We start from the raw sequence: 26,102 nt of genomic DNA, 5'->3' as shown, positions 1-26,102 counted from the left end.
GGAGAGAGAGGTCCGGGTTCCCGTTCTTACACCGGTTTCGCGACGTTTTTCGCGTGTGTCACGGGACTGCGGTACTACGCTTTGTGACACGGCGGGGACGCGTTGTGTTCGGACTGGGCAGGCCTGTGGCCGCCCTCCGTCGGCGTGCCGCCGACCAGGCACCCGATCAGCAGATGAAGCGGGAAAGCGATCTATGACGGTTCAGCCCCCGGCGGAGCGACCCGCGCCCGGCTACTACCCCGACCCCTCGATCCCCGGTTTCGTCCGCTACTGGGACGGGGACGCGTGGACTCCCGGTAGCGCGCGTCCGGCTCCCGAGGACGGCGCGCCGCTCCCGCCACCGCCGCGCGCCGCCCGCGGCGGCGTCCGCGTGGCCCCGCCCCCGCCGCCGCGGCCCGCCACGGTGGAGGAGACCGGCCCCGTCTTCCTCGACGAGACGGGCGCGGCACGGCTCATCGTCCCGACGCCGCCGGAGCCGTCGGTCTGGGGTGCCAGTGCACAGGCCCAGCCGGGCCTGTTGGACACGGACTCCGTCCCCCAGCACGTCTCCTGGGGCGTCCCCACGCCTCCGGCTCCCGCTCCGCCGGCGTCCGGGCCCGTGGCGGAGACCGACGCGGACGACGAACTCGCCTCCGCCCTGCGGCTCGCCCTCTCCCAGACCCGCCGCGCCCAGCTCCCGCCGCCCACCCGCTACGAGTCGGACGACTGGTCCGAGCCGCACCCCGGCCACGCCGACACCGACGACGCCGGAGCCCCGGCCGATCCGCCCTCGGGCGCGGGACAGGCGCAGCACACGGGGACGGAGTGGGCGAGGCCGGACGGCGGTTTCGCTGCGCACGAGCCGCGCGAGAGCGAGGTCGCCGACCCGTGGGCGTTCCAGACCGGTGCGGGTCGGTCGGCCGCCTCCGGAGACCCGGTCGACGCACCCCGGGCCGAGCCGCCCGCAGGCGGCTCCCCCGCGGCGATCGCACCGGCACAGGAGCCCCGGATGTCCTGGGCGAGGCCCGGCAACGACACCCTCGCCCCTGGCAGGCAACGCGACTCGGGGGCCACCCCGCCCCCACAGGGCGCTGACACGGCAGCCAACGTGCCTGCCGCGCAGGCCTATGCGCCGCCCGCGCCGCCCGCGAACGCAGGGCCGCTGAGCGACGACACCTTCGTGCCCGGGGCGCTTGGCGGCGGCAGGCTGCCTTCCGCGCAGGCCTATGCGTCACCCGCGAACGCAGGGCCGCTGGGCGACGACACCCTCGCACATGGGGCGCTTGGTGGCGGCAGCCGGCCTGGCGCGCCGACCGCGAACGCCGGGGCGCTGGGTGATGGCACCTTCGTGCCTGGGGCGCTTGGTGGCGGCAGCCTGCCTGGCGCGCCCTCCGCGCCGCCCGCGAACGACAGGCCGCTGGATGATGGCACCTTCGTGCACGGGGCGCTTGGTGGCGGCGGCCTGCCTGGCGCGCCGACCGCGCCGCCCGCGAACGCCGGGTCGCCGGATGATGGCACCTTCGTGCCTGGGGCGCTTGGCGGCCGCAGCGCCGCTTCGCGTCCTCAGGCCGCGTCCGCAGCCGGGCAACCTGTGGACGTGAGGCCGTTGGGCGGCGACACCGCGCCCGGGGTGCGGCTCGGCCGCGGTGCTGTCCCGCCCGCGCAGACCGCGCCCGTGCGGGAGGGGCAGGGGAGGCCGCTGGGTGCGGACAGCACTCCCCCCGGGGTGTACGGCAGCGCCACCTCGGCCGCGCAGCCCTTGCAGGTGACGCCGCTGGAGGGTGACACGGCACCCGGGGTGCAGCGCGGCCGCAGTGCCACCCGGCCCGCGCGGACCGCGCCTGCGCCGAGCGTGACGCACGTGCAGGTGGGGCCGCTGGGTGGTGACACCGTCGTGCCCGGGGCGCCTGGCAGCGGCAGCGCTGCTCCGCGTCCGCAGGCCGCGCCCGCGGGCCCGGAGCCGTACGGCGGGAGCACGCCCCCGACACGGGCGCAGCGGGGGAGCGGCGCAGCCCCGCAGGCTGCGCCGGCGAACGAGAGGCCCAGCGGCGATGGACTCTCGTCCGGGGCCACGCGTGTCGGCGGTGCCGCGACGCGCAGCGGCCGGGCGGCGTCGGGGGTGGGGCAGAAGCGGGCGAGGACGGTGCGGCCCGCGCTGCTCGGGCCGCGGATCGGGGCGCGGCTCGTGGACACGGCCGTGACCTACGCCCTGGTCGCGGTGCTCGGGGTGGTCCTCGTGCAGCGGGTGACGCTGCATCTGCAGGCGAAGATCGACGCCGCGCAGGCGAGTGGCGTGCCGCAGACGGTGTGGCTGGTGGACGGGACCGTGCTGGCCGACGCGGGGCTCCTGCTGGCGGCGCTGCTGGCGGTGGGCTTGGTCTACGAGACGATCCCGCTCGCGGTGTGGGGCCGCACGCTGGGGAAGGCGATCTTCGGGCTGACCGTCCTGGACGCCCGGAGCAAGGCCCGGCCGAAGCTGGGGCGCACGTTCCTGCGGACCGCGATGTGCCAGACGCTGGTCTTCCTGCTGCTCGGCATCTTCGAACTCGTCCCCTGCGCCACCGACCGCAAGCTGCGTCAGAGCTGGCACGACCGCCTCGGACGCACCTTCGTCGCCCGCCAGAAGGGATGAACTGCCAGAAACTCCATAAACACCAGAAACACGAGAAACACCACGGAATCCGACGTAATGCCCGGGGTGGGTGGTTCACTGCTGGCTATGACGACTCCTCAACCCCCGGGCGGCGGCGGGCCGTACGACCACCCGCCGCACGCGACCGAACCGGCCGACGCGGTCGGCGGGACGCCGCCGCTCGCGCCGCTGGGGCGGCGGCTGACGGCCCGGACCATCGACATCGGCATCGTGGTCGTCATCGCGTTCCTGCTCAGTCTGATCGCCTACTTCTCCGACCGGCACGACGCCGGACTGGTGAGTTTCGTCTTCTCGATCGCCGCCCTGCTGGTCGCCTTCGTCTACGAGGGGCTGATGCTGACCCGGTCGCGCGGCCAGACGGTCGGCAAGAAGCTGATGAACCTGCGCGTCGCGGTGCTCGCCGACGGCAGCGTGCCGGAGGGCTCGCCGGGGTGGACGCGGGCCGCCGTCTGGGGGCTGCCCGGGGTGATCATCTGCGGCTGTCTGTGGTGGGCGATCGACGGCGTCTGGGTCACCTGGGACCAGCCCTACCGGCAGGCGCTGCACGACAAGGCCGCCAAGACGGTGGTGGTCGAGGCCCGTTGAGAGCGGGCTGCGGCGATGTGATCATGAAGGCGCGGCGTCCCGGGCAGGGGGCGCCGCGCCTTCGTGATCACATCGCCGTGCGGCGTGCGGGCGCCGCGGCGCAAGGGTCAACGTGGCACGCGCTCCGGCTCCGGGAGGGTCTCCATCGCGGGAGCCTGCCCCTTGGCCACCACGCGGGACGTGCGCGCCGCACCGCGCGGCCGCACCCGTCGGATCGCGGCGAAGACGCCGGCCGCGAGGGCGACCATGGCGAGCAGCAGGATCTCCGGCGTGCTCCGCGCGCCGGAGAGGGCCAGCAGGGCGACCGTGGCGCCGACGACGGCCGCGGTGCCGAGGGCGAGCTGGGATACCGTCAGACGTGGCATGGCTGTTCCGTCCTTCGCTTCGGGACTGCGGGCCAGCCACGGATCGATCGGGGCCCGCCGGGGGAGAGTTCGAGCGGGGACTCGTTGTCGGGTGTCGAACTGTGCGGTGCGGTGGGGCGGTTCGTGCTCGCAGAGCTGCCCCGGTACGGCAGATACCCGGTGCATGTGCCGGTTAGCCCAGCCTAACCACCGGGGAGGGAGCACAGGGGGGCGCACGGGCTCACGCACACTGACGCGGCCCGGAGTTGGGATGCTGTCCGCCTGTCCTTAAGCCTGGCTCAACCTTCGGTCAGCCTTGGCGGCGGACCCGTCGTCGCGGGTCCGCCTCGGCTCAGCCGGGCAGGACGACCGGCGTGCCGGTCAACGCCACACCCGCGGCCTGGAGTTCGGTGAGCGCCGTCTCCGTCGTGGCCTTGGCCACGCCCGCCGTCAGGTCGAGCAGCACTCGAGTGGTGAAGCCCTCGCGCGCCGCGTCCAGCGCGGTGGCGCGCACGCAGTGGTCGGTCGCGATGCCGACCACGTCGACCTCGGTCACCTGGTGGGCGCGCAGCCAGTCGGCGAGCCCGACGCCGTTCTCGTTGAAGCCCTCGAAGCCGCTGTAGGCGGCCGCGTGCGCGCCCTTGTCGAAGACCGCCTCGACCGCGCCGGACGTCACGGCGGGTGCGAAGTTGGGGTGGAAGCCGACGCCCTCGGTGCCCGCGACGCAGTGGACCGGCCAGCTGGCGCGGAAGTCGGGGTTCGCGGAGAAGTGCGCGCCGGGGTCGATGTGGTGGTCACGGGTGGCGATCACGTGGTCGTAGCCGCCGGTGCTCTCTGCGACCAGGTCGGTGATGGCGGCCGCCACCTCGGCGCCGCCGCCGACCGGCAGGCTGCCGCCCTCGCAGAAGTCGTTCTGCACGTCCACGATGATCAGTGCCCGGCGCATGGCGGTGACTCTCCTCGGCGTTTCCCCTGTGTTGGCAGCAGCGTAGGGATGGGGCGGGGGATTGCGCGAGGGGTGGCCGCGACGCAATGTTCGCGTGTCAACCTTCGCGCGCCCCGTCCGTGCCCTCAGCCGCTGACGTACTCCGTCGGCACGACCGGCTCTCCGCGTGACAACTGCGTTGCGGACAGCGGGAGTTGGCCGCGAGAGCGGAGGTGACGCTCGCGGGCTCCGGTCAGCGGCTCGCGGCCGACGACCTCGCCGCCCCGGACCAGCTCGCGGTGGAGCAGGTTCTCCCGCAGCTCCGGCGGGACGGGGCCGGTGCCGACGACCTCGGCCTCGGCCACGCCGTCGGCGTCCAGCCGCCGCGCCGCCCACTTGGCGCCGCCGCGGCTGGCCTTGGCACCGGCCGAGCGCTTGGCGACCGGCACCAGCGGCGCGTCCGGATCGCCTGCGCCCGCACGGGCGACCAGCTTGTAGACCATCGAACAGGTCGGCTGACCGCTGCCGGTGACCAGCGAGGTGCCGACCCCGTAGGCGTCGACGGGTGCGGCCGCCAGGGCGGCGATGGCGTACTCGTCCAGGTCGCTGGTGACCACGATCCGGGTCTTCACCGCACCCAGCTCGTCCAGCTGGCGGCGGACCCGGTGGGCCAGCATCAGCAGGTCGCCGGAGTCGATCCGGACCGCGCCCAGATCCGGCCCGGCCACCTCGATCGCGGTGCGGACCGCCTCGGTCAGGTCGTAGGTGTCCACCAAGAGGGTGGTGCCGCGGCCCATGGACTCGATCTGGGCGGTGAAGGCGTCCCGCTCGGTGTCGTGCAGCAGGGTGAAGGCGTGGGCGGCCGTCCCGGTGGTCGGGATGCCGTACTCGAAGCCGGCCTGCAGGTCGGAGGTGGCGCCGAAGCCCGCGACGTAGGCGGCGCGGGCCGCGGACACGGCGGCGCGCTCGTGGGTGCGCCGGGCGCCCATCTCGATCACCGGACGGTCCCCGGCGGCCGCGGCCATCCGCGAGGCCGCCGCGGCGATCGCGGAGTCGTGGTTGAGGATCGACAGGACGACCGTCTCCAGGATCACCGCCTCGGCGAAGCTGCCCTCGACCACCATGATCGGGGAGCCCGGGAAGTAGCACTCGCCCTCGCCGTAGCCGCGGATGTCGCCGCGGAAGCGGTAGTCGGCGAGCCAGCGCAGCGTCTCCTCGTCGACGACCTGCTGGTCGGCGAGCCAGCCCAGCTGTGCGGGGGAGAAGCGGAAGTTCTCGACCGCGTCCAGCACGCGCCCGACGCCGGCGGTCACCCCGTAGCGGCGGCCGTCCGGCAGGCGGCGGGTGAAGACTTCGAAGACGGAGTGCCGCTGCGCCGCACCGCTGCGCAGGGCAGCCTGCAGCATGGTCAGCTCGTAGCGGTCGGTGAGCAGGGCGGTCGACGCCGTTGCAGCATCCATGGACATCATCGTATCCCCCATCTCGTCACTTTGACGATTTCTCTTCGGACACGATCACCCGGACGGGTTCCGGATCGCTTCGGGGTCGCCCGGATGGCAGCATGGACATGGACAGGAGTGGTCGTCGTCGAGGGGTTGCAGTCGTGAGCGTCGCGCCGGTGGAGATCGAGCGCACCGAATCGGAGTCGGCGCCCTTCCAGGTGCCCGACCCTGACGTCCCCTGGGTGACGATCGTGCACAACGACCCTGTTAACTTGATGTCCTACGTCGTCTACGTCTTCCAGACGTACTTCGGCTATCCCAAGGAGAAGGCCCGTCAACTGATGCTCGACGTGCACCACAAGGGCCGCGCGACGGTCTCCAGCGGCACCCGCGAGGAGATGGAGCGCGACGTCCAGGCGATGCACGGCTTCGGGCTCTGGGCCACGCTGCAGCACGACAAGTGACGGGCGATCGATGACCGGTCTGTTCAAGCGCGCCCACGGCGGGGGCGCGCAGCTCACCCTCGACCCGGTCGAGGCATCCATTCTGCGCAGCCTCATGGTGCAGATGCTCGAACTGATCGGCCCGGGCCCCGGGGAGGACGCCCCCGAGGATCCGCTCGCCGCGCTGTTCGCCGAGGGCCCCACGAAACCTCCGGCCGACCCGGCGCTGGCGCGCCTGTTCCCGGACGCGTACGGCGAGGGCCCCGAGGCGGCGGAGCACTCGTCGGAGTTCCGCCGCTACACCGAGAACGACCTGCGCGCCCGCAAGCGCGACGACGCCTTCGCGGTGGTCCGCGCCATCGACGCGGCGGAGGAGGACCGCAAGGGCCGCCCGGTGGTCCGCCTGGACGCCGAGGGCTGCCGCAGGGCACTCGGCGCACTCAACGACCTCCGGCTCACCCTGGGCACCCGGCTGGACGTCTCGGAGGACGACGACTCCCTCTACGCCCTCCCGGACGAGGACCCGCGCAAGCCGATGGTGATGGCCTACCTGTGGCTGGGGGGACTCCAGGAGTCCCTGCTGGAGACGATGGTCTGACCGGCTGATCCAGCCGGTCCGGCGCCCTGCCTATCCTTGGGCCCATGCTGACCATCACCCGCGAACTGCACGACGCGATCGTCGCCCACGCCCGCGCCGACCACCCCGACGAGGCCTGCGGCGTGGTCGCCGGTCCCGTCGGCGCCGGCCGCCCCGAGCGCTTCATCCCGATGCTCAACGCCGCGCGCTCGCCCACGTTCTACGAGTTCGACTCGGGTGACCTGCTGAAGCTGTACCGCGAGATGGACGACCGCGACGAGGAGCCCGTCGTGATCTACCACTCCCACACCGCGACCGAGGCCTACCCCTCGCGCACCGACGTGTCCTACGCGTCCGAGCCGAACGCCCACTACGTGCTCGTCTCCACCGCCGAGTGCGGCAACGAGGAGGGGCCGTTCCAGTTCCGCTCGTATCGCATTGTGGACGGTGTGATCACAGAGGAAGACGTCGAGGTCGTCGGGGCTTGAACGGACGGGGGTGCGGAGGGCCCGGCGGAGACCGCCAGGCCCTCCGGTGTTCCGGGATACGGGACGGTTTCGTCCGTGCTGTGGGACGGGGATCCCGTTCGGGGGCCGGGAATCTATACGATGCCTGCATGCGTTCCGTCGACATGAGCCCTCACGCGCCCGGCATCCGCCTCGTCGCGCGGCTGCACGTCGACCTGTGCCGCCTCGCCAGCGCCATCTGTCCAGCCGCCTGAGCCCCGCCGCGGCGTCGTCCCACGGTCGAACGCGACCTGACGACCGCCGACGCCAGCGCGCTCGGCCCCCGCAGACCGCGCGCCGCCGCACAGCCCTGCTTCGCCTCTCCCACCGAGACCACTCCTGGAGCCCAGCCATGGCCATCGAGGTCCGCATCCCGACCATCCTCCGCACCTACACCGACGGCGCCAAGGCCGTCGAGGGCAGCGGCGCGACCCTGGACGCCCTCTTCTCCGACCTCGACGTGCGCCACCCGGGCCTGCGCGAGCGTCTCGTCGACGGACGCGAGCTGCGCCGCTTCGTGAACGTCTACCTGAACGACGAGGACGTCCGCTTCCTCGCCGGGATCAACACCGAGGTCGCCGCGGGCGACAGCGTCACCATCCTGCCCGCCGTCGCCGGCGGCGCGCGCTGACATGAAGTACGACACCCCCCTCGACGCCGTCGGCAACACCCCTCTCGTCGGCCTGCCGCGCCTGAGCGCGACCGTGCCGGGCAACGAGGCGGGTCTCGTACGTCTCTGGGCCAAGCTGGAGGACCGCAACCCGACCGGCTCGGTCAAGGACCGCCCGGCCCTGCACATGATCGAGCAGGCCGAGGCGGCCGGCCGGCTCACCCCGGGCTGCACCATCCTGGAGCCCACCAGCGGCAACACCGGTATCTCGCTGGCCATGGCCGCGAAGCTCAAGGGCTACCGCATGGTCTGCGTCATGCCCGAGAACACCAGCGAGGAGCGGCGCGAGCTGCTGCGCATGTGGGGCGCGGAGGTCATCTCCTCGCCCGCGGCCGGTGGCTCCAACACCGCGGTGCGGGTGGCCAAGGAGCTGGCGGCGGAACACCCGGACTGGGTCATGCTCTACCAGTACGGCAACCCGGACAACGCCGGCGCCCACTACGCCGGCACCGGCCCGGAGATCCTGGCTGACCTGCCGAGCGTCACCCACTTCGTCGCCGGCCTCGGCACCACGGGCACCCTGATGGGCGTCGGCCGGTTCCTGCGGGAGAAGGTGCCCGGCATCCAGATCGTGGCCGCCGAGCCGCGGTACGACGACCTCATCTACGGGCTGCGGAACCTCGACGAGGGCTTCGTCCCGGAGCTCTACGACGCAGAGGTCCTCACCACCCGCTTCAGCGTCGGCAGCGCCGACGCGGTGCGCCGCACGCGTGAGCTGCTGCAGCTCGAGGGCATCTTCGCGGGCATCTCCACCGGCTGCGGCGTCCACGCCGCGATCGGCGTCGGCCGCAAGGCCGCGAAGGCGGGCGAGCGGGCGGACATCGTCTTCGTCGTGGCGGACGGCGGCTGGAAGTACCTGTCCACCGGCATCTACACGGCGGAGACGACGGAGCAGGCGGTCGAGGCGCTCCAGGGCCAGCTCTGGGCCTGATCCGGGGGGCTCGGCCTACGACGGGCAAAGACGTCCCCGTCTGCAAAGACTGTGATGGTCCGGGATTCTTTGTCCGTTTCCTGCCATGAAACCGTTACAGAACGCCCACAGCCCCCGATGCCGGGAGCTTCCTCTCGTTGGGCCGGAAAACGCTGGATTCCACGCAGTCCAGCCGCTGTTCCGCGCACGACGGAGGAGGCCCCGCATGAGCGCCACGGAGCTGTGGTCCTACCGGGAGATCGCCGCGCACATCGGTGTGCAGCCAGAGACGGTCAAGTCCTACCGCCGGCAGGGCATTCTTCCGGCACCGGACGTGGTGACCCCGTTCGGTCAGCCGCGGTGGTATCCCGAGACGATCCGAGCGTGGGTGCGACGCCGTCCGCACAACCGTCGATGAGCGCGAAAACCGCGGCCCCCTTCCTGGTGATTCCGAACACAACCGGCCCGGCGGGCGGACCTTCGGGCCCGCCCCCCGCCGTACCCTCGTAGCTCACGACCTCACGACCTCACGGCAACGGAGCCGTGGATGTGAGCTTGCGGAGGGCGCGGCATGAAACTGACGGTTGTCGGGAGCTCCGGGAGCTTTCCCTCGGCTGAGTCGGCCTGCTCCTGCTACCTGGTCGAGGCCGAGGGCTTCAAGGTCGTGATCGACCTGGGCAACGGCGCGCTCGGCGCGTTGCAGAACCACACCGGGCTCTACGACGTGGACGCGGTGGTGCTGAGCCATCTGCACCCGGACCACTGCATCGACCTGCTGGCCTACTACGTCGCCCGCAACTACCGCTTCGAGGGCTGCCCCGAGCTGCTCCCCGTCCACGGCCCCGCCGGCACCGCCGAGCGGCTGGCCCGCGCGTACGACATGGACGAGGAGCCCGGCATGAAGGGCGTCTTCGACTTCCGCACACTCGTCGAGGGCACCTTCGAGCTGGGCCCCTTCACGATCACCGCCACCCAGGTGGCCCACCCGGTCGAGGCCTACGGCTTCCGCGTCGAGCACGACGGCCGCTCCTTCGTCTACACCGGCGACACCGGCCCCTGCCACCAGCTGGTCGACCTCTCCCGGGGCACGGACCTGCTGCTCTGCGAGGCCGCGTACACGCACGGCAAGGAGGAGTTCGCCGACGTCCACCTCAACGGCCGCCAGGCCGGAGAGCTGGCGACGGCGGCGGGCGTGCGCCGCCTGGTGCTGACCCACATCCCGCCGTGGACGGACCCGGAGCGCAATGCCGCCGACGCCGCCGGGACGTACGACGGCCCGGTCGAGCTGGCTCGACCGGGCGCGGTGTACGAGATCTGAGGCGGGGTCACCCGGCTTACGCCTTGGTGAGTTCCTCGAGCTCGTCGTCGTCCTCACGGCCCGGCGTCTTGATGTCGAACTTCGCGATGGCGAAGCGGAACACCACGTAGTAGACGACGGCGAAGCACAGGCCGATCGGGATGATCAGCCAGGGCTTCTGGCCCATGTGGTAGTTGGCGACGTAGTCGATCAGACCGCCGGAGAAGTTGAAGCCGGCGTGCACGCCCAGCGCCCAGGTGACGGCCATCGACAGGCCGGTCAGCAGCGCGTGGATGACGTAGAGCACCGGCGCCAGGAACATGAAGGCGAACTCGATGGGTTCCGTCACGCCGGTGACGAACGAGGTCAGGCCGACGGAGATCATCATGCCCATCACGGCCTTGCGGCGCTCCGGCCGGGCCGAGTGCGCGATGGCGAGCGCTGCGGCCGGCAGGCCGAACATCATGATCGGGAAGAAGCCGCTCATGAACTGACCGGCTGTCGGGTCGCCGTGCATGAACCGGGTCAGGTCGCCCTGGTAGGTCGACCCGCCGTGGGTGTAGGAGCCGGCCTGGAACCAGACGAAGGTGTTGACGAACTGGTGCATGCCGATCGGCACCAGCAGACGGTTGGCGACGCCGAACACGCCCGCGCCGACCGCGCCGAGGCCGATCAGCCAGCTGCTGAAGCTGCCCAGCGCGTCGCCGACCGGCTGCCAGGCCAGGCCGAACACGATGCCCAGTGCGGTGCCGATGAAGGCCATCAGGATCGGGACCAGACGGCGGCCGTTGAAGAAGCCGAGCCAGTCGACCAGCCGGGTGCGGTGGTAGCGCTGCCACACGACGGCGGTGATCAGGCCCATCAGGATGCCGCCGAGCACGCCGGGGTTCTGCGGGTTGCCGGCCGGGTTGGCCGCGGTCACCGAGCCGTCGATCGGGAAGGCGGCCAGGGTGCTGTGGTAGACCAGGAAGCCCGCGACCGCCGCGAGCGCGGTCGAGCCGTCCGACTTCTTGGCGAACCCGATCGCGACACCGATGCAGAACAGCAGAGGCAGGCCGAGCTTCGCGTCCAGGATGCCGCCGCCGGCGCCGAGCAGCACGGCCGAGGTCTTGGTCCAGAAGGCACCGTGACCGTAGGTGCTGGTCAGGTTGCCAAGGCTCATCAGCAGGCCCGCGGCCGGCAGCACCGCCACGGGCAGCTGGAGGCTGCGGCCCACCTTCTGAAGGCCGGCGAAGACGCCCGAGCCCCGCTTCTTTGCGGGGGCCACCGGGACAGCGGTGGTTGCGCTCATGGTGTTCCCTAACGAAGTAATGGTCCCCACCCACGGTGGTTTAGACCACGTGGTGTAGACCATTCTTAGCACGGCTTTACCGGAGTGAAGGATTCCGTGTCGGAGTTGTGATGTTATGCGCAATCCCCGTCCTGCGGGGGTCAGTCTCGGATGTTGGCGGCCTCCAGTTCGTCGGCGTCGTCCTCGCGACCAGGGGTCTTGATGTCGAACCTGGTGATCGCGAAGCGGAACAGGCCGTAGTAGACGATCGCGAAGACGCAGCCGACCGGGAGGATCAGCCAGGGCTTGGTGGCCAGGTTCCAGTTGAGCGCGTAGTCGATCAGGCCGGCGGAGAAGGTGAAGCCGTCGTGCACGCCGAGGGCCCAGGTGACGGCCATCGAGATGCCGGTGAGCAGGGCGTGGATGCCGTAGAGGACGGGCGCGAGGTAGGCGAAGGAGAACTCGATCGGCTCGGTGACGCCGGTGATCATCGAGGTGAGGCCCAGCGAGACCATCATGCCGGTCACCTCCTTGCGGCGGCTCGGCTTGGCACAGTGGGCCATGGCCAGCGCGGCGGCCGGGAGGGCGAACATCATGATCGGGAAGAAGCCGGTGGTGAAGATGCCCGCGCTGGGGTCGTGGTGCAGGAAGCGCGGGATGTCGCCCTGGTAGACCTGGCCCTGGTAGTGCCAGGTGCCGTACTGGTACCACACGTAGGTGTTGATCAGCTGGTGCATGCCGATCACCAGCAGCAGGCGGTTGGCGACGCCGAAGATGCCGGACCCCAGCCAGCCGAGGCTGGTCAGCCAGGTGCTGAAGTGGTCGAGGCCGCGGCCGATCGGCGGCCACAGGCCGATGAAGACGACGGCCAGGAGCAGGCCCACGCCGGACATGATGATCGGGACCAGGCGGCGGCCGTTGAAGAAGCCGAGCCAGTCCGGAAGCCTGGTGCGGTGGTACCGCTGCCACAGGAAGGCCGTGAACAGGCCGAGCAGGATGCCGCCGAGGACGCCCGGGTTCTGGCCCGGATAGGGGAGATGGTTGGCCAGGCCGTCCTTGGTCGGGAAGGCGTCGAGGACGGCACGGTAGACCAGGAAGCCGGCTACGGCCGCGAGCGCGGTCGAGCCGTCCGCCTTCTTGGCCATCCCGATGGCGACGCCGACGCAGAAGAGCAGCGGCAGGCCGATGTAGGGGCCGAGCAGCGCGCCGCCGGCCGCGTCGAAGACCTTGGCGACGTTGTCCCAGTCCAGCCCCTGGTCCCCGAAGACGTCCGGCTGGCCGAGGCGGTTCAGGATCCCGGCGGCCGGGAGGACCGCCACGGGCAGCTGAAGGCTGCGGCCCATCTTCTGCAGACCGCTGTAGAACCGCTGCCAGGCGGTGGGTCCCGTGACGGGCTGCGCCGAACTCATCGCGACTCTTCTCCCCGCGTTTGGCCAGGACCGACAAGTGGTGTAGACCATTTAGGTATGAGGGTGCCCGTCAGTGCACATCCTCGGACGGCTTGGTGATCTTCGCGCGCGAAGTTAAGCCATTAGTGCGTTAACGCGACAGATTGGGACAGCACCCCTAAAACTGGTGCTCCCCGCCCAGAACAGGAGAGACCAGATGGCCACGAAGGCTGAGAAGATCGTCGCGGGACTCGGCGGCATCGACAACATCGAAGAGGTCGAAGGCTGCATCACCCGCCTTCGCACCGAGGTCCACGACCCCTCCCTGGTCGACGAGGCCGCGCTGAAGGCCGCGGGGGCGCACGGGGTGGTCAAGATGGGCACCGCCATCCAGGTCGTCATCGGCACCGACGCCGACCCGATCGCCGCCGACATCGAGGACATGATGTGACGCGCTGACGATCCGTCGGCCTCGCTCGGCCCGTCCGGGGACTGCTCCTCCGATCGGAGGGGTACGAACACCGGTGGCCCGTCCCCGTGCGCACTCACGGGGACGGGCCACCGGCGTCTTCCGGTGGCCGGCGTATATCGGTCAAATCTCGCAGCGCCGCTTTCGGTAGGGTCGGTGCCATGACTCGCATCGACGGCCGCAGCCCCGAACAGCTCCGTCCCATCACCATCGAACGCGGATGGAGCAAGCACGCCGAGGGCTCTGTCCTGGTCTCCTTCGGAGACACCAAGGTGCTGTGCACCGCCAGCGTCACCGAGGGCGTCCCGCGCTGGCGGCGCGGCAGCGGCGAGGGGTGGGTGACCGCGGAGTACGCGATGCTGCCCCGCTCGACCAACACCCGCAGTGACCGCGAGTCCGTCCGCGGCAAGATCGGCGGCCGCACCCACGAGATCAGCCGCCTGATCGGCCGCTCGCTGCGCGGCGTCATCGACCTGCGCGCGCTGTCGGAGAACACCATCGCCCTCGACTGCGACGTCCTGCAGGCCGACGGTGGCACCCGCACCGCGGCGATCACCGGTGCCTACGTCGCGCTCGTCGACGCGGTCCGCTGGGCGCAGGCCAAGAAGATCACCCGGGCGAAGGCGGAGCCGATCGTCGGCGCGGTCTCCGCCGTCAGTGTCGGGATCATCGACGGCGTGCCGATGACGGACCTCTGCTACGAGGAGGACGTCCGCGCCGACACCGACATGAACATCGTCTGCACCGGCGACGGCAGCTTCGTCGAGGTCCAGGGCACCGCCGAGGGCGCGCCCTTCGACCGCGATCTGCTGAACCAACTGCTGGACCTCGGTCAGCTGGGCTGCGCCGAGCTGGACGCGATCCAGCGCAAGGCCCTGGAGGGGTGAGCGACATGCGCAAGCTGGTCCTGGCGACCCGCAACGCCCACAAGGTCGGCGAGCTGCGGGCGATCCTCGGCGCGGCCGGGCTCGAGGTCGACCTCGTCGGCGCGGACGCGTTCCCCGAGGTGCCGGATGTCGCGGAGACCGGCGTGACCTTCGCGGAGAACGCCCTGCTGAAGGCGCACGCGCTCGCCCGCGCGACCGGCCTGCCGGCCGTCGCCGACGACTCCGGCCTCTGCGTCGACGTCCTGGGCGGCGCCCCCGGCATCTTCTCGGCCCGCTGGGCCGGCCGCCACGGCGACGACCGCGCCAACCTGGAGCTGCTGCTCGCCCAGCTCTCCGACATCGCGGACCCCCACCGCGGCGCCCACTTCGCCTGCGCGGCGGCCCTCGCCCTCCCGAACGGCGAGGAGCGCGTCGTCGAGGGCCGCCTCCGCGGCACCCTCCGCTTCGAGCCCGTCGGCTCCTTCGGCTTCGGCTACGACCCGATCCTCCAGCCCGACGGCTACAGCGTCACCTGCGCGGAACTGACGCCGGACCAGAAGAACGCCATCAGCCATCGCGGCGAGGCCTTCCGCGCCCTCACCCCGATCCTCCGCGACCTGCTGGTCTGAGCCCCGACCGCGCGACACAACGGCGCAGGACGCACAACGCGCGAAGGCCCGCTCCGAGAGACTCGGGGCGGGCCTTCGATATGAAGGTGAATCGTCCGTGCGGCTGGAGGGATTCGAACCCTCACGGTGTCTCCACCACCAGGACCTAAACCTGGCGCGTCTGCCTGCTTCGCCACAGCCGCGTGCAGGGACATGGTACTCATCCGCAGTGGCCGCTGTCTTCGAGGCCGTGCTCCAGATGGTCGCACCGGCGTGGCCGCCGCCCTGTGGTTGAGACCAATAGGACTAGGCCAGTTTTGGGCACCATGGCTCTGAACTGCCTGTTCGGTGAACCTTAAGTGCGCTTAAGTGACACGTTGCCAAATAGGGTCTTGACGGTCGGGGTTGGTCCAGGCCAATTTATCTGCGGGCGCAGTCGATACCTCGCGGAGGCAGCAGGCATGGAAGACAGACGTCCCATACGAGTCAAGGCCGTGCTTGCGGCGTGTACCGCCGGGCTGCTCGGGGTCGGTGGGCTGGCGTTGGTCGGCGGGGCCGCGCAGGCAGCGAGCGGGCAGTTGGTGGCGAACGGCGGGTTCGAGACCGGCGATCTGAGCGGGTGGAGCTGCAGCGCCAACGACAAGGTGGTCAGCAGCCCTGTCGCCGCCGGGAGTTACGCCCTTTCCGGGACGCCCGCGGGGCAGGACGACGCGCAGTGCTCGCAGACCGTGGCCGTCGTCCCCAACTCGACGTACACCCTGTCCGGCCAGGTCGAGGGGAACTACGTCTACCTCGGCGACACCGGCACCGGGACCACCGACACCAGCACCTGGACGCCGGGCGCGAGTAGTTGGAGCACCCTGTCGACCACCTTCACCACCGGCGCGAACACCAGCTCGGTGACGGTGTGGGTCCACGGCTGGTACGGCCAGGGCACCTTCGGCGCCGATCAGTTGTCGCTGACCGGCCCCGCGCCGAGCGGCGGCGGAACCCCCTCGCCCAGCGCGAGCGCCTCCACCAGCCCCAGCGTCAGCCCCAGCGCGAGTGCGAGCGCCAGCCCGACCCCCAGCCCGAGCAGCACCGGGACCACCCCGCCGCCCGTCGACACGGGATTCCACCACCCGGTCTACTTCATGCCGTTGGACAACTCGCCGCAGGCGATCTCCGACATCCTCTCCGGCTCCGGCGAGAACCAGTTCAACCTCGCGTTCGTGCTCGACTCCGGTGGCTGCACGCCCGCCTGGGGCGGCAACGCGAGCACGCCCGTCTCGTCCGACACCGCCGTGGCCGCCGACATCAGCGCGATCCGGGCCGCCGGCGGCGACGTCGCCGTCTCCTTCGGCGGCTACAACGGGACCGAGCTCGGCTCGTCCTGCGGCAGCAGCTCCGCCCTGGCCGCCGCCTACCAGCAGGTCGTCACCAAGTACAACCTGAAGCGGATCGACCTCGACTGGGAGAACACCGCGCTCGACTCCAACATGGCCGTCCGCTGGGGCGCCATCAAGCAGTTGGAGGCCGCGAACCCTAACCTGAGCGTCACGCTGACCATTCCGGCAACCACCGTCGGCCTCCCGCTCACCGGGCGGGACGAGATCCAGCAGGCCGTCAACGACGGCGCCCGGATCGACCGGGTCAACCTGATGGACTTCGACTTCGGCCTCACCAGCGGCACCCAGACCGCCGCCGCGGAGACCGTCGCCGCCGACACCGTCCAGCAGCTGCAGACGCTGTACGGCTGGAGCGCCGCGACCGCGTGGGCACACCTGTCGGTGCAGCTGATGAACGGTCACACCGACCAGCCCAGCGAGCTCTACACGCAGTCGACCTTCACCGACCTGCTCGGCTACCTCCAGGCCAACCACGCCGCCGCGTTCTCCTACTGGGACGTCAACCGCGACCGCGCCTGCGACCCGAGCGTCGTGCACTACTGGGCCGACGGGGCCTGCTCCAGCGTGACGCAGAACCCCTACGACTTCACGAAGATCCTCACGCAGTACAACGGCTGACGCCGCTTCAGTCCGTCACGAGTCCCCACCCGCGCCGGAGGGCCCCACACCCCGGCGCGGGTGGCCAGCACAGCACCACGCACCACCCACCCCCACGACCCACGGAGTCACTCCATGCACCAGCGTGCCCTGCCCCCACGACCCGCGATTCCGGAGCGGAGGTCACGGCGCACCACCGCGCTGGTGACCGCCACCGCCCTGGTGGCCGGCACGGTCGCGCTCGCCGCCGGCCTGACCGGCGCCAGCGCGGCCGCCACCAACCTGCTGACCAACGGCGACTTCGAGAGCGGCAACCTGACCGGCTGGTCCTGTTCCACGCTGGACTCCGTGGTCGCGTCCCCGGTGCACGGCGGCGCCCACGCCCTCCAGGGCGCGGCGAGCGCCAGCGACAACGCGCAGTGCACGCAGACGGTCGCGGTGCAGCCGAACACCACCTACACGCTCTCCGCCTACGTGCAGGGCGCCTACGTGTACCTCGGCGCCACCGGCACCGGCGTCACCGCCAGCACCTGGACGCCGTCCAACAGCAGCTACGGCCAGCTTTCCACGAGCTTCACCACCGGGGCGTCCACCACCTCGGTGCAGGTCTACACGCACGGCTGGTACGGCCAGGGCACCTACTACGCCGACGACGTCTCCCTCACCGGCCCGGGCGGCGGCACCACCAGCCCGTCCGCGTCCCCGACCTCCGCCTCGCCGTCCGCGAGCGCGACCAGCGCCAGCCCGTCGGCCTCGCCGACCAGCGCGTCGCCCTCCGCGTCCGCGACCTCGGCGAGCCCGTCCGCGAGCGCCTCCGCCAGCCCGTCCCCGAGCCCCACGTCCACCAGCGGCGGCGGCACCGCCCCCGGCGGCGACGGCCTGGTCTCGACCCCGGGCGGGATCTCCGCCAAGGTCACCAACAACGCCGTGACGCTCACCTGGAGCGCCTCGACGGACAACTCGCAGACCGGCGACACCCCCGGCTACCACGTCTACAGCGGCGCCAACCTGATGGCCACGGCCATGGGCCCGTCGGTGACGGTCAGCTCGCTGCTGCCGAACACCAGTTACACCTTCACCGTGCAGGGTTACGACAAGGACGGCCACGCCTCCGCCCAGTCCACCCCGATCACCGTCACCACGGGCGCGGCGCCGTCGGGCGCGATGAAGTCCGCCTACTTCGACCAGTGGTCGATCTACGGCAACGCCTACTACCCGAAGAACGTGGGCACCTCGGGCGCGGCGGCGAACATGAAGGTCGTCACCTACGCCTTCGAGAACATCGACCCCACCAACCTGACCTGCTTCGAGACGGTCAAGGCCTCGGACTCCACCAACGAGTCGGACCCGAACGCCGGTGACGGCGCGGGCGACGCCTTCGCCGACTACCAGAAGTCCTACACCTCGGACATCTCGGTGGACGGCACCTCGGACACCTGGTCGCAGCCGATCAAGGGCAACTTCAACCAGCTCCGCGAGCTGAAGGCGAAGTACCCGAACCTGCGGATCAACCTCTCCATCGGCGGCTGGACCTACTCGAAGTACTTCTCCGACGTGGCCGCCACCGACGCGTCGCGCAAGAAGTTCGTCTCCTCCTGCCTCGACATGTTCATCAAGGGCAACCTGCCGACGAACGTCTCGGGTGACGCCTCCGGCGGCACCGGCTCGGCGGCCGGCCTGTTCGACGGCATCGACATCGACTGGGAGTACCCGGCGTCGGCCGGCGGCCACACCGGCAACCACTACTCGGCCGCCGACACCGCGAACTACACCGCGCTGCTGGCCGAGTTCCGCAGCGAGCTGGACGCCTACGGCGCGACGGTCGGCAAGCACTACATGCTGACCGCCGCCCTGCCCTCCGGCCAGGACAAGATCTCGCTGATCCAGCCGGCCGCCATCTCCAAGTACCTGGACTACGGCGACCTGATGACCTACGACATGCACGGCGCCTGGGACTCGACCGGTCCGACCAACCTCCAGGACCCGCTGCACGACACCTCCGCCGACCCGAGCAACCCGATCGCCCCGGGAACCGCGAAGTACAACATCGACGAGACCATCAAGGCGTACACCACGGGTGACTCCGCCTACGGCATCACCGGCGGCTTCCCCGCCTCCAAGCTGGTGCTCGGCGTCCCGTTCTATTTCCGTGGCTGGACCGGCGTCCCGGCCGGCAGCGACTACGGCCTGTACCAGTCGGCGACCGGCGCGAGCCCGGCGCAGACCTACACCCAGGAGGCGGGCATCGCCGACTGGAAGGAACTGGCCGCCAAGGGCCTGACCAGCGGTTCGACGGTCCACTGGGACCCGACCACGCAGAGCTCGTGGATCTACGACGGCACCAACTTCTACACCGGTGACACCCCGCAGGCGATCACCGCCCGCGGCCAGTACGCCACCACGAACGGCCTCGGCGGCATCTTCGCCTTCTCCTTCGAGGGCGACGACGCCTCCGGCACGCTGATCAACGCCATGAACAGCTCGATGCAGTAACCAGGCGCCGAAGAACGGAAGGCCCCGGCTTCCGCCGGGGCCTTTCCGCGTGCGCGATCAGATCTTCAGGTCCTTGATGAGCTTGGCGACGTGGCCGGTCGCCCGCACGTTGTAGAAGGCGTGCTCGACCTTGCCCTGCTCGTCGACGACGAAGGTGGAGCGGATCACGCCGGTGACGGTCTTGCCGTACATCGTCTTCTCGCCGAAGGCGCCGTACGCCTGCAGCACCTCCTTCTCGGGGTCGCCCACCAGGGTGACCTTGAGGTGCTCCTTCTCGCGGAACTTCGCCAGCTTCTCGGGCTTGTCGGGGGAGACGCCGATGACGTCGTAGCCGGCCTCCGCGAGCACGTCCAGGTTGTCGGTGAAGTCGCACGCCTGCTTGGTGCAGCCCGGCGTCAGTGCGGCCGGGTAGAAGTAGACGATGACCTTGCGACCGAGGTGGTCGGCGAGGGAGACGGACTTGCCGTCCGCGTCGGGCAGGGTGAAGGCGGGAGCGGCGTCGCCGGGTGAAAGTCGGGCACTCATACGGCGACGGTACCGCCCGGGGCCCTCTGTTGCGGGGTGCCGCTGCGCACGGCCGCGCGCGACCTGACAGACTGTCCAAGAGCAGTAGCAGTCGGCGAGCGAGCGAGAGAGGGTGTCCTCGTGGGCGAGGTCAGCACCAGGGACGAGAGCCGGGACAGGCGGAGCGCGGCCCAGATCGAGGCGGACATCGCCCGCACGCGCGCGCAGCTCGCGGCCACGCTCGACGAGCTGGCCGTGGCCGTCCACCCCTCCACCCTCATGAACCAGGCGAAGGCCCAGGCCAGGGCGACGGTGGACCGGACCGTGGGTCAGGCCTACGTCGCCGTGAACCGGGGCGTCGAACAGCTCCGGGCGCAGTTCGTGAACGAGAAGGGGCAGCCGCGCAAGGACCGGATCATCCCGGTGGCGGCGGTGGCCGGCGCGGTCGTGGTCGGCCTCGTGCTGATCCGCCGCAAGAAGTAGCCATCGGCTGCCTGTACGGTTTCAGGCGTGAACGCGGACGAGACTGTGGCGGACGGGACTGTGAGCAAGAAGCACGACTCATCCTTCGGCGAGAAGCTGCCGATCCGGATGCTGCACGACCGCGTCCTGGTCCGCACCGAGGGCCCGGAGGGCGAGCGCCGCTCCACCGGCGGCATCCTGATCCCGGCCACCGCCGAGCTTTCCAAGCGATGCGCGTGGGCGGAAGCGGTCGCGGTGGGCCAGAACGTGCGCAGCATCGAGCCGGGGGACCGGGTCCTGTACGACCCGGAGGACCGCGCGGAGGTCGAGGTGCGCGGCACGATCTACGTGCTGCTGCGCGAGCGCGACATCCACGCGGTCGCCTCCGAGCGGGTCAGCGACGCGGACGGCACCAGCACGGGCCTGTACCTCTAGCGACAGACCTGCTCTCCGCGTGGGGGTTCGCCGACCGATGGCCCGGGTTCGGCCTCGCCGTAGGATGCGAGGCATGAACCATGATCGCCCCGGGCGCGCCGTGCCCCGCACGGAAGGCGCACGCCCATGACGAAGCGGCCGACCCGCTGGCAGGAGTCGGGGCACAGTGCGAACTACGGTATGCGGTTCGCCGAACTCATCGCGGCCGGTGAGGACGTCGAGGGTGAGGCCCGGCTCGCCGACACGCTCCTGCCGCGTGGCGCCCGTGTGCTCGACGCCGGCGCGGGCATGGGCCGGGTGGCTGCTGCGCTTCTTCAGCGTGGGCACAGGGTGGTCGCGATCGAGCCTGACGCGGTGCTGGTTCGACAGGCCCGGGAGACCTACCCCGGCCTACCGATCGAGGAACGGGACATCCTCGGCCTCGGCCCCGACGACGGCCCGTTCGACTTGGTCGTCTGCGTTGGCAACGTCATGGTCTACCTGGCCGAGGGTACGGAACGTGTGGCGTTGGCGGCCATGCGTGACGTGCTCGCCGAGAAGGGCCGGATTCTGGTCGGGTTCCACCTGAAGGGTCGCCCTCCGCATGCCCGGGAGTACACGGTGGCGGAGTTCGAAGCGGATCTGACCGCCGTCGGGCTGCGCGTCGACCTGCGGTCCGGCACCTACCAACTGCACCCCGCGAATGACGACTACGGTGTCTGGATCCTGAGCCGAGCCTAGCCGGGGAACCTCCTACGACTGCTCCTCGGCCCCGCCGGCCCGCCGCCGACGGGGCCGCTGCACACCCCGGCGGCGGGGGCGGGGCGTGGCCGCGAGCTGCGGCGAGGTCTGCGTAAAAGCCTGCCGGATCGGGCAAAGCGCTGCCCCCGACGGGGTTCTAACGTGGCGTAGGAGACCGGACGGGGAGGGGAGGCTCGCATGTCCTTGGAGCGCGAGAACGTCGAGGTGCTCGGGGAGTGGCTCGTCGACGGCGGCGCCGCCCATTCCGGATGTCCGGGCGCCGGACGGTAGAGCCGGACAGGACGGCACGGATCCGGGTGGTGCGGTGGTCGATGTGGCCGAGCAGGAGCTGGCGCGGTTGGTCCGGGACAGGGCGGCGGCGGTGGGGGCAGCCATCCCGGATCTGAGGGCGGCGGGCGTTCCTGCCGAGGAGGTCCCGGACGCCGAGGTGGAGAGGCTGTTCGACCAGCGGGTCCTGGTGAGCATGGACGGCCAGGCCGGTTGAGGTGCCCGACGGCGATTTCCTAGTCGAGGAGTGGCGATGCAACCCAAGGACAAGGGCTCGGACGACGCGTCGCAATGGACGTCATCAGCGGCCGCCCGACCGGCCAGGCCCTCCGGGGACGACCTGTCGGACGACGAGTCGTCAGGGGTGCCGCGGATCCTGCCCGTCATGACCTCCTCGGTCATGGACGTCATCAACCGACGAGCCGACAAGCTGGCCGACGACCTGAGGAGTTACCTGGACGACCCCGACAGTCGCCCGGGTTTCGCCCCCTACGCGCAGGCCTACGGGACCGTGGCCTCGAGTTCGAGCCTGCCGGCCCCGAAGCCCTCCCCGGACACGGGCAAGCGCAGGAAGAAGCCGACCATGGCGTCGGTCAAGGACGGTATGGACACCGAGGCGAAGGACCTCGGAATGAAGCCGGGCAGCGTCAAGCAGAAGGGCAGGTGGCTGGACGAGGTCACCGCGTCCGGCTCCCGGATCAAGGTGGGTGACCGGGCCATGCAGCTGCTCGGCCAGCTGTCCCAGGTGCTGATCGACGCCGTCACGGTCAACACCCAGGAGATCGAGGCCATGGTCGTCAACGGCCGGATCCTGGTGAGCGCCAACGAAGCCGCCGCCGTCGCCCAGCTGTGCAGCCTCGAGCTCGACAAGGTCCTCGCGAAGGAGGCGGAGCGAACCAAGGACGGGGACAGCGGCTACTTCGACGCCAAGAAACGCCGGATCGGCGAGGTCTCGGTCGCGCTCGCGGCCGACGACGCCGACGACGCGTCCGACGCGGAGGTCCGCGGGATGAAGCGCCTCTCCCAGATCGTCATGGACGTCAGCCAGTATCCGGACCAAAGCGAGGCCGTCGCCGCCATCCTGGCGACGCTGCGCGACACCATGGTCGAGGAGACGAAGATCGTCAAGGGTGGCGCGCCCGCCGACGTGGCCGCTCTCATCCACGATGACGCCTACCGAGGGCGGATCATCGCGGTGGACGCCTACGAGAGCGGTGGCAAGACCGTCACCACGTGTTCGCACGCCGAACAGAACCTGGCATACACGCTCGTCCTGTCCGGATTCAAGGGCGGCGCCCAGGTGGCCGGTGGCAAGCGGCCCTGCTTCGCCTGCTGGATGACGCTGACCGTGGTGAACAACGCGGGATTCAAACTCGTCTTCAACCAGCACCTCGGCGGCTACTGGGCCGGTACGACCTACCGCGGCCTACAGCGCATCGTCGAGAAGCTCGGCTACAGCGAGACGCAGGTCAAGGCGCTGTTGGTCCAGTATGCGGACGACGACGACTTCGAGCAGTACATCACCAGCCTGGAAGAGGGAGTCGCCTCGCACACGGTGAAGCTCTGGGACGCCTTGGCCGACGCGGACTCCTACTCGACCGAGATCGCGTCGCCGACGCAGAGCCCGCCCTACTCGCCTCCGCCCCCGGTGATGCTCAAGTACGTGAAGAATGACGCCGGCGACGCTCCGGAACGTGTCCGGGTCGAGCTCCTCTCCGGCACCACGGTCACGATCGGCCGGGCGGCGGACGCGGACCTGCAGCTCCAGCACACGAAGGTCTCCCGCAAAGCAGCGGAAATCGGTCTTGGTGCGACCGGCAAAGCCAGGCTGATCGTCCTGGGGAAGAACATCACGCTGAGCGGCAAGCCGCTGACCGTCGGCGAGTACGAACTCGACTTCGGCGCCGAGCTGACGATCGGGCCCTACCATTTCGTCGTCGTGTGACAACGTGTTTCCACCAGGCCGGGCGCGAGCCGGTGCGGCGGCTCAGACGCCCGGTGGGCGGGTGCGGCTGCGGTGGCGGGGCGGGGGCGGGGCGTCCACGCTGGAGATATGTCCACGGGCGGAGGTGGGTCCGACCGTCGCGGCGTCCGGGCCAAGGTCGAGGCGCAGCGGGCGGCCGCGCGGCGTGCCGAGCGCAGGCGGAGGGTGCTGCTCGCCGCGGGCGCTGTGGTCATCGTGGGCGGGATCGTCGCGGTGATCGTGGTGAACTTCCCGAGCTCCTCCAGCTCGTCCGGGCTGGGCCCGGAGGGCATCGCCCTGCAGAGCGGGCAGCAGCTGGCGTCGGTGAGCTCCGCCGCGAGCGGGCAGACCGTGGACGGCATCTCCTGCGACGCCAGCGAGCAGGTGGCCTACCACATCCACTCCCACCTGGCGGTCTACGTGAACGGGCAGCAGCGCAGCGTCCCGTACGGCATCGGCGTGGTCGAACCGGTGCCGCAGACCGTGAGCGGGAGCACCTTCGTGTCTGCGAGCCAGTGCTACTACTGGCTGCACACCCATGCGCAGGACGGCATCATCCACGTCGAGTCCCCGACGCAGAAGCAGTACACGCTCGGCCAGTTCTTCGACATCTGGAAGCAGCCGCTGTCCACGGGCCAGGTCGGGCCGGCCGGCGGACACGTCACCGCCTACGTGAACGGCAAGGTGTTCAACGGCGACCCGCGGACCATCACGCTCCAGCCGCACGAGGACATCCAGCTGGATGTCGGCACGCCGGTGGTGCCCCCGCAGTCCGTCGACTGGTCGCACTCCCAGCTCTGAGCTGTTTCGTCGATCACAGCCCGGGTGGAGGGTCCCGGTTGGGCGTAGAGTCCGGGGCATGAGTGAGCACTTTGATGTGGTGGTGCTGGGGGCCGGCCCCGGTGGTTACGTGGCCGCGATCCGGTCCGCGCAGCTGGGTCTGACCACGGCGATCGTGGAGGAGAAGTACTGGGGCGGGGTCTGCCTGAACGTGGGCTGCATCCCCTCCAAGGCGCTGCTGCGCAACGCCGAGCTGGCGCACCTGTTCACCCAGGAGGCCGACACCTTCGGCATCCGTGTCGACGGCAAGGTGAGCTTCGACTACAAGGCGGCGTTCGAGCGCAGCCGCCAGGTCGCGGACGGTCGCGTCAAGGGCGTCCACTTCCTGATGAAGAAGAACAAGATCCGGCAGCTCCAGGGCCGCGGCACCTTCGTCGACGCCAACACCCTGCAGGTCGCCCTCGTCGAGGGTGGCACCGAGACCCTGACCTTCGACCACTGCATCATCGCCGCCGGGGCGACCACCCGCCTGCTGCCGGGCACGCAGCTCAGCAGCCGCGTGGTCACCTACGAGGAGCAGATCCTCAGCGACTCCCTGCCCGAGAGCATCATCATCGCCGGCGCCGGCGCGATCGGCGTCGAGTTCGCCTACGTGCTGCACAACTACGGCGTCAAGGTCACCATCGTCGAGTTCCTCGACCGGATGGTCCCGCTCGAGGACGCCGAGGTCTCCGCGGAGCTGGCCAAGCGCTACCGCAAGCTCGGCATCCAGGTGCTGACCTCGACCCGCGTCGACTCCATCGACGACAGCGGCGAGAAGGTCCGCGTCACCGTCACCGGCAAGGACGGCGCCCAGCAGGTGCTGGAGGCCGACAAGGTGCTGCAGGCCATCGGCTTCGCCCCGCGCGTCACCGGCTACGGCCTGGAGAACACCGGCGTGCGGCTGACCGAGCGCGGCGCCATCGACATCGACTCCCGCTGCCGCACCAGCGTTCCGCACATCTTCGCGATCGGTGACGTGACGGCCAAGCTGATGCTGGCTCACGCGGCCGAGTCCATGGGCATCATCGCCGCCGAGACCATCGGCGACGCGGAGACCATGGAGCTGGAGTACGTGATGATCCCGCGGGCCACCTATTGCCAGCCGCAGATCGCCAGCTTCGGCTGGACCGAGGCGCAGGCGCGCGAGCAGGGCTACGACGTCAAGGTCGCCAAGTTCCCGTTCACCGCCAACGGCAAGGCCCACGGCATCGGCGAGCCGGGCGGCTTCGTCAAGATCATCGCTGACGCCAAGTACGGCGAGCTCCTCGGCGCCCACCTGATCGGCCCGGACGTCACCGAGCTGCTGCCGGAGCTGACCCTGGCCCAGCAGTGGGACCTGACGGTCAACGAGGTGGCGCGCAACGTCCACGCCCACCCGACCCTGGGCGAGGCCGTCAAGGAGGCCATCCACGGCCTGGCGGGGCACATGATCAACTTCTGACCCGTCAGGCGGGCGGACGGTCCGACACGGAGGGCGCGGAGCCGATGGCTCCGCGCC

At 70.6% G+C, this 26,102-nt stretch carries 28 protein-coding genes and 1 tRNA gene; 22 read left to right on the top strand and 7 right to left on the bottom strand.

The features are described from left to right. Positions 1 to 193: 193 nt before the first annotated feature. The gene (locus tag TR49_RS25560) at positions 194 to 2,611 is read left to right on the top strand and encodes an RDD family protein (protein ID WP_042385736.1); all 2,418 of its coding nucleotides are present in this window, start codon (positions 194 to 196) and stop codon (positions 2,609 to 2,611) included. Positions 2,612 to 2,698: 87 nt separating this feature from the next. After that, positions 2,699 to 3,217, top strand: a complete 519-nt coding sequence (locus TR49_RS25555; protein WP_042385735.1) for an RDD family protein — start codon at positions 2,699 to 2,701, stop codon at positions 3,215 to 3,217. Positions 3,218 to 3,324: 107 nt separating this feature from the next. Here the strand turns inward: TR49_RS25555 and TR49_RS25550 are convergent, their stop codons facing one another. The 3 genes from TR49_RS25550 to TR49_RS25540 all read right to left on the bottom strand — a co-directional run bounded on the left by TR49_RS25550 (position 3,325) and on the right by TR49_RS25540 (position 5,946). After that, positions 3,325 to 3,582, bottom strand: a complete 258-nt coding sequence (locus TR49_RS25550) for a hypothetical protein (RefSeq protein WP_042385733.1) — start codon at positions 3,580 to 3,582, stop codon at positions 3,325 to 3,327. Positions 3,583 to 3,913: 331 nt separating this feature from the next. Continuing rightward, positions 3,914 to 4,507: a nicotinamidase gene (locus TR49_RS25545; protein ID WP_042385731.1), complete on the bottom strand. Its 594-nt coding sequence runs from the start codon at positions 4,505 to 4,507 to the stop codon at positions 3,914 to 3,916. A gap of 125 nt (positions 4,508 to 4,632) precedes the next feature. Beyond that, positions 4,633 to 5,946, bottom strand: a complete 1,314-nt coding sequence (locus tag TR49_RS25540) for a nicotinate phosphoribosyltransferase (RefSeq protein WP_174501604.1) — start codon at positions 5,944 to 5,946, stop codon at positions 4,633 to 4,635. A gap of 107 nt (positions 5,947 to 6,053) precedes the next feature. On the opposite strand from TR49_RS25540, the gene clpS reads away from it, so the two are divergent. The 8 genes from clpS (at position 6,054) to TR49_RS25505 (ending at position 10,352) form a co-directional block, all read left to right on the top strand. After that, complete coding sequence (clpS, locus tag TR49_RS25535; RefSeq protein WP_042385858.1) at positions 6,054 to 6,392, top strand: ATP-dependent Clp protease adapter ClpS; 339 nt, start codon at positions 6,054 to 6,056, stop codon at positions 6,390 to 6,392. A 10-nt stretch (positions 6,393 to 6,402) separates the two neighbouring features. Then, a complete protein-coding gene (locus TR49_RS25530; RefSeq protein WP_042385729.1) occupies positions 6,403 to 6,969 on the top strand; it encodes a DUF2017 domain-containing protein in 567 nt (188 codons plus the stop codon). A gap of 44 nt (positions 6,970 to 7,013) precedes the next feature. Next, the gene (locus TR49_RS25525) at positions 7,014 to 7,436 is read left to right on the top strand and encodes a M67 family metallopeptidase (protein WP_042385728.1); all 423 of its coding nucleotides are present in this window, start codon (positions 7,014 to 7,016) and stop codon (positions 7,434 to 7,436) included. Positions 7,437 to 7,564: 128 nt separating this feature from the next. Next, positions 7,565 to 7,669: a putative leader peptide gene (locus TR49_RS46810; protein ID WP_369405340.1), complete on the top strand. Its 105-nt coding sequence runs from the start codon at positions 7,565 to 7,567 to the stop codon at positions 7,667 to 7,669. Between the two features lie 137 nt (positions 7,670 to 7,806). Further along, on the top strand, positions 7,807 to 8,085 hold the full coding sequence (locus TR49_RS25520) for a MoaD/ThiS family protein (RefSeq protein ID WP_042385726.1): 279 nt from the start codon (positions 7,807 to 7,809) through the stop codon (positions 8,083 to 8,085). A 1-nt stretch (position 8,086) separates the two neighbouring features. After that, complete coding sequence (locus TR49_RS25515) at positions 8,087 to 9,055, top strand: PLP-dependent cysteine synthase family protein (RefSeq protein WP_042385724.1); 969 nt, start codon at positions 8,087 to 8,089, stop codon at positions 9,053 to 9,055. Positions 9,056 to 9,260: 205 nt separating this feature from the next. Continuing rightward, positions 9,261 to 9,452 carry a MarR family transcriptional regulator gene (locus tag TR49_RS25510; protein WP_042385722.1) on the top strand — a complete coding sequence of 64 codons (192 nt, stop codon included), beginning with the start codon at positions 9,261 to 9,263 and terminating at the stop codon, positions 9,450 to 9,452. Between the two features lie 153 nt (positions 9,453 to 9,605). Next, positions 9,606 to 10,352 (top strand): MBL fold metallo-hydrolase, encoded by a 747-nt coding sequence (locus TR49_RS25505; RefSeq protein WP_042385720.1) that lies wholly within the window; start codon positions 9,606 to 9,608, stop codon positions 10,350 to 10,352. 16 nt (positions 10,353 to 10,368) lie between these two features. Here TR49_RS25505 and TR49_RS25500 read toward each other — a convergent pair whose 3' ends face one another. Further along, positions 10,369 to 11,622, bottom strand: coding sequence for a PTS transporter subunit EIIC (locus TR49_RS25500; protein ID WP_042385718.1), 1,254 nt, complete (start codon positions 11,620 to 11,622; stop codon positions 10,369 to 10,371). A 140-nt stretch (positions 11,623 to 11,762) separates the two neighbouring features. Continuing rightward, positions 11,763 to 13,010: a PTS transporter subunit EIIC gene (locus TR49_RS25495; RefSeq protein WP_042385717.1), complete on the bottom strand. Its 1,248-nt coding sequence runs from the start codon at positions 13,008 to 13,010 to the stop codon at positions 11,763 to 11,765. A gap of 196 nt (positions 13,011 to 13,206) precedes the next feature. Here TR49_RS25495 and TR49_RS25490 point away from each other — a divergent pair, with 196 nt between their 5' ends. The 3 genes from TR49_RS25490 to rdgB all read left to right on the top strand — a co-directional run bounded on the left by TR49_RS25490 (position 13,207) and on the right by rdgB (position 14,953). Next, entirely contained in the window at positions 13,207 to 13,440 is a 234-nt protein-coding gene (locus tag TR49_RS25490; RefSeq protein WP_042385714.1) for a PTS sugar transporter subunit IIB, read from the top strand. 179 nt (positions 13,441 to 13,619) lie between these two features. Continuing rightward, complete coding sequence (gene rph, locus TR49_RS25485; protein WP_042385712.1) at positions 13,620 to 14,345, top strand: ribonuclease PH; 726 nt, start codon at positions 13,620 to 13,622, stop codon at positions 14,343 to 14,345. 5 nt (positions 14,346 to 14,350) lie between these two features. After that, positions 14,351 to 14,953 (top strand): RdgB/HAM1 family non-canonical purine NTP pyrophosphatase, encoded by a 603-nt coding sequence (rdgB, locus tag TR49_RS25480; RefSeq protein WP_042385854.1) that lies wholly within the window; start codon positions 14,351 to 14,353, stop codon positions 14,951 to 14,953. Positions 14,954 to 15,051: 98 nt separating this feature from the next. On the opposite strand, the gene TR49_RS25475 is transcribed toward rdgB, so the two are convergent. Then, a tRNA-Leu gene (locus tag TR49_RS25475) sits at positions 15,052 to 15,135 on the bottom strand. Between the two features lie 258 nt (positions 15,136 to 15,393). Between TR49_RS25475 and TR49_RS25470 the strand changes: the two genes are divergently transcribed. Both TR49_RS25470 and TR49_RS25465 read left to right on the top strand, forming a co-directional pair. Next, positions 15,394 to 16,938, top strand: a complete 1,545-nt coding sequence (locus tag TR49_RS25470; protein WP_042385710.1) for a carbohydrate binding domain-containing protein — start codon at positions 15,394 to 15,396, stop codon at positions 16,936 to 16,938. Positions 16,939 to 17,052: 114 nt separating this feature from the next. After that, on the top strand, positions 17,053 to 19,410 hold the full coding sequence (locus TR49_RS25465; RefSeq protein WP_042385709.1) for a glycosyl hydrolase family 18 protein: 2,358 nt from the start codon (positions 17,053 to 17,055) through the stop codon (positions 19,408 to 19,410). A gap of 57 nt (positions 19,411 to 19,467) precedes the next feature. Here the strand turns inward: TR49_RS25465 and bcp are convergent, their stop codons facing one another. Then, complete coding sequence (gene bcp, locus TR49_RS25460; protein WP_042385707.1) at positions 19,468 to 19,935, bottom strand: thioredoxin-dependent thiol peroxidase; 468 nt, start codon at positions 19,933 to 19,935, stop codon at positions 19,468 to 19,470. Positions 19,936 to 20,055: 120 nt separating this feature from the next. On the opposite strand from bcp, the gene TR49_RS25455 reads away from it, so the two are divergent. The 7 genes from TR49_RS25455 to lpdA all read left to right on the top strand — a co-directional run bounded on the left by TR49_RS25455 (position 20,056) and on the right by lpdA (position 26,045). Further along, entirely contained in the window at positions 20,056 to 20,397 is a 342-nt protein-coding gene (locus TR49_RS25455; RefSeq protein WP_042385706.1) for a DUF3618 domain-containing protein, read from the top strand. Positions 20,398 to 20,505: 108 nt separating this feature from the next. Next, positions 20,506 to 20,811 carry a GroES family chaperonin gene (locus TR49_RS25450; protein WP_042385844.1) on the top strand — a complete coding sequence of 102 codons (306 nt, stop codon included), beginning with the start codon at positions 20,506 to 20,508 and terminating at the stop codon, positions 20,809 to 20,811. Between the two features lie 180 nt (positions 20,812 to 20,991). Then, positions 20,992 to 21,531 (top strand): class I SAM-dependent methyltransferase, encoded by a 540-nt coding sequence (locus TR49_RS25445; protein ID WP_201776225.1) that lies wholly within the window; start codon positions 20,992 to 20,994, stop codon positions 21,529 to 21,531. Between the two features lie 325 nt (positions 21,532 to 21,856). Continuing rightward, a complete protein-coding gene (locus TR49_RS25440; protein WP_042385703.1) occupies positions 21,857 to 22,036 on the top strand; it encodes a hypothetical protein in 180 nt (59 codons plus the stop codon). Between the two features lie 36 nt (positions 22,037 to 22,072). After that, a complete protein-coding gene (locus TR49_RS25435; protein ID WP_152627451.1) occupies positions 22,073 to 23,764 on the top strand; it encodes an FHA domain-containing protein in 1,692 nt (563 codons plus the stop codon). Between the two features lie 108 nt (positions 23,765 to 23,872). Next, on the top strand, positions 23,873 to 24,583 hold the full coding sequence (locus TR49_RS25430; RefSeq protein WP_052434628.1) for a hypothetical protein: 711 nt from the start codon (positions 23,873 to 23,875) through the stop codon (positions 24,581 to 24,583). A 58-nt stretch (positions 24,584 to 24,641) separates the two neighbouring features. Then, positions 24,642 to 26,045, top strand: coding sequence for a dihydrolipoyl dehydrogenase (gene lpdA, locus TR49_RS25425; protein ID WP_042385700.1), 1,404 nt, complete (start codon positions 24,642 to 24,644; stop codon positions 26,043 to 26,045). Positions 26,046 to 26,102: the final 57 nt, after the last annotated feature.

This window comes from Streptacidiphilus melanogenes, assembly GCF_000787835.1.
Lineage (GTDB): Bacteria > Actinomycetota > Actinomycetes > Streptomycetales > Streptomycetaceae > Streptacidiphilus > Streptacidiphilus melanogenes.
The sequence above is the reverse complement of the archived record's forward strand: the minus strand, read 5'-3'. Positions and strand labels throughout refer to the sequence as shown.

Excerpts from the sequence above, each read along its gene's own strand:
- TR49_RS25560 (WP_042385736.1), top strand. The coding sequence starts at position 194 with ATGACGGTTCAGCCCCCGGCGGAGCGACCCGCGCCCGGCTACTACCCC.
- TR49_RS25555 (WP_042385735.1), top strand. The coding sequence starts at position 2,699 with ATGACGACTCCTCAACCCCCGGGCGGCGGCGGGCCGTACGACCACCCG.
- TR49_RS25550 (WP_042385733.1), bottom strand. The coding sequence starts at position 3,582 with ATGCCACGTCTGACGGTATCCCAGCTCGCCCTCGGCACCGCGGCCGTC.
- TR49_RS25545 (WP_042385731.1), bottom strand. The coding sequence starts at position 4,507 with ATGCGCCGGGCACTGATCATCGTGGACGTGCAGAACGACTTCTGCGAG.
- TR49_RS25540 (WP_174501604.1), bottom strand. The coding sequence starts at position 5,946 with ATGGATGCTGCAACGGCGTCGACCGCCCTGCTCACCGACCGCTACGAG.
- clpS (WP_042385858.1), top strand. The coding sequence starts at position 6,054 with ATGGACAGGAGTGGTCGTCGTCGAGGGGTTGCAGTCGTGAGCGTCGCG.
- TR49_RS25530 (WP_042385729.1), top strand. The coding sequence starts at position 6,403 with ATGACCGGTCTGTTCAAGCGCGCCCACGGCGGGGGCGCGCAGCTCACC.
- TR49_RS25525 (WP_042385728.1), top strand. The coding sequence starts at position 7,014 with ATGCTGACCATCACCCGCGAACTGCACGACGCGATCGTCGCCCACGCC.
- TR49_RS46810 (WP_369405340.1), top strand. The coding sequence starts at position 7,565 with ATGCGTTCCGTCGACATGAGCCCTCACGCGCCCGGCATCCGCCTCGTC.
- TR49_RS25520 (WP_042385726.1), top strand. The coding sequence starts at position 7,807 with ATGGCCATCGAGGTCCGCATCCCGACCATCCTCCGCACCTACACCGAC.
- TR49_RS25515 (WP_042385724.1), top strand. The coding sequence starts at position 8,087 with ATGAAGTACGACACCCCCCTCGACGCCGTCGGCAACACCCCTCTCGTC.
- TR49_RS25510 (WP_042385722.1), top strand. The coding sequence starts at position 9,261 with ATGAGCGCCACGGAGCTGTGGTCCTACCGGGAGATCGCCGCGCACATC.
- TR49_RS25505 (WP_042385720.1), top strand. The coding sequence starts at position 9,606 with ATGAAACTGACGGTTGTCGGGAGCTCCGGGAGCTTTCCCTCGGCTGAG.
- TR49_RS25500 (WP_042385718.1), bottom strand. The coding sequence starts at position 11,622 with ATGAGCGCAACCACCGCTGTCCCGGTGGCCCCCGCAAAGAAGCGGGGC.
- TR49_RS25495 (WP_042385717.1), bottom strand. The coding sequence starts at position 13,010 with ATGAGTTCGGCGCAGCCCGTCACGGGACCCACCGCCTGGCAGCGGTTC.
- TR49_RS25490 (WP_042385714.1), top strand. The coding sequence starts at position 13,207 with ATGGCCACGAAGGCTGAGAAGATCGTCGCGGGACTCGGCGGCATCGAC.
- rph (WP_042385712.1), top strand. The coding sequence starts at position 13,620 with ATGACTCGCATCGACGGCCGCAGCCCCGAACAGCTCCGTCCCATCACC.
- rdgB (WP_042385854.1), top strand. The coding sequence starts at position 14,351 with ATGCGCAAGCTGGTCCTGGCGACCCGCAACGCCCACAAGGTCGGCGAG.
- TR49_RS25470 (WP_042385710.1), top strand. The coding sequence starts at position 15,394 with ATGGAAGACAGACGTCCCATACGAGTCAAGGCCGTGCTTGCGGCGTGT.
- TR49_RS25465 (WP_042385709.1), top strand. The coding sequence starts at position 17,053 with ATGCACCAGCGTGCCCTGCCCCCACGACCCGCGATTCCGGAGCGGAGG.
- bcp (WP_042385707.1), bottom strand. The coding sequence starts at position 19,935 with ATGAGTGCCCGACTTTCACCCGGCGACGCCGCTCCCGCCTTCACCCTG.
- TR49_RS25450 (WP_042385844.1), top strand. The coding sequence starts at position 20,506 with ATGCTGCACGACCGCGTCCTGGTCCGCACCGAGGGCCCGGAGGGCGAG.
- TR49_RS25445 (WP_201776225.1), top strand. The coding sequence starts at position 20,992 with ATGCGGTTCGCCGAACTCATCGCGGCCGGTGAGGACGTCGAGGGTGAG.
- TR49_RS25435 (WP_152627451.1), top strand. The coding sequence starts at position 22,073 with ATGCAACCCAAGGACAAGGGCTCGGACGACGCGTCGCAATGGACGTCA.
- TR49_RS25430 (WP_052434628.1), top strand. The coding sequence starts at position 23,873 with ATGTCCACGGGCGGAGGTGGGTCCGACCGTCGCGGCGTCCGGGCCAAG.
- lpdA (WP_042385700.1), top strand. The coding sequence starts at position 24,642 with ATGAGTGAGCACTTTGATGTGGTGGTGCTGGGGGCCGGCCCCGGTGGT.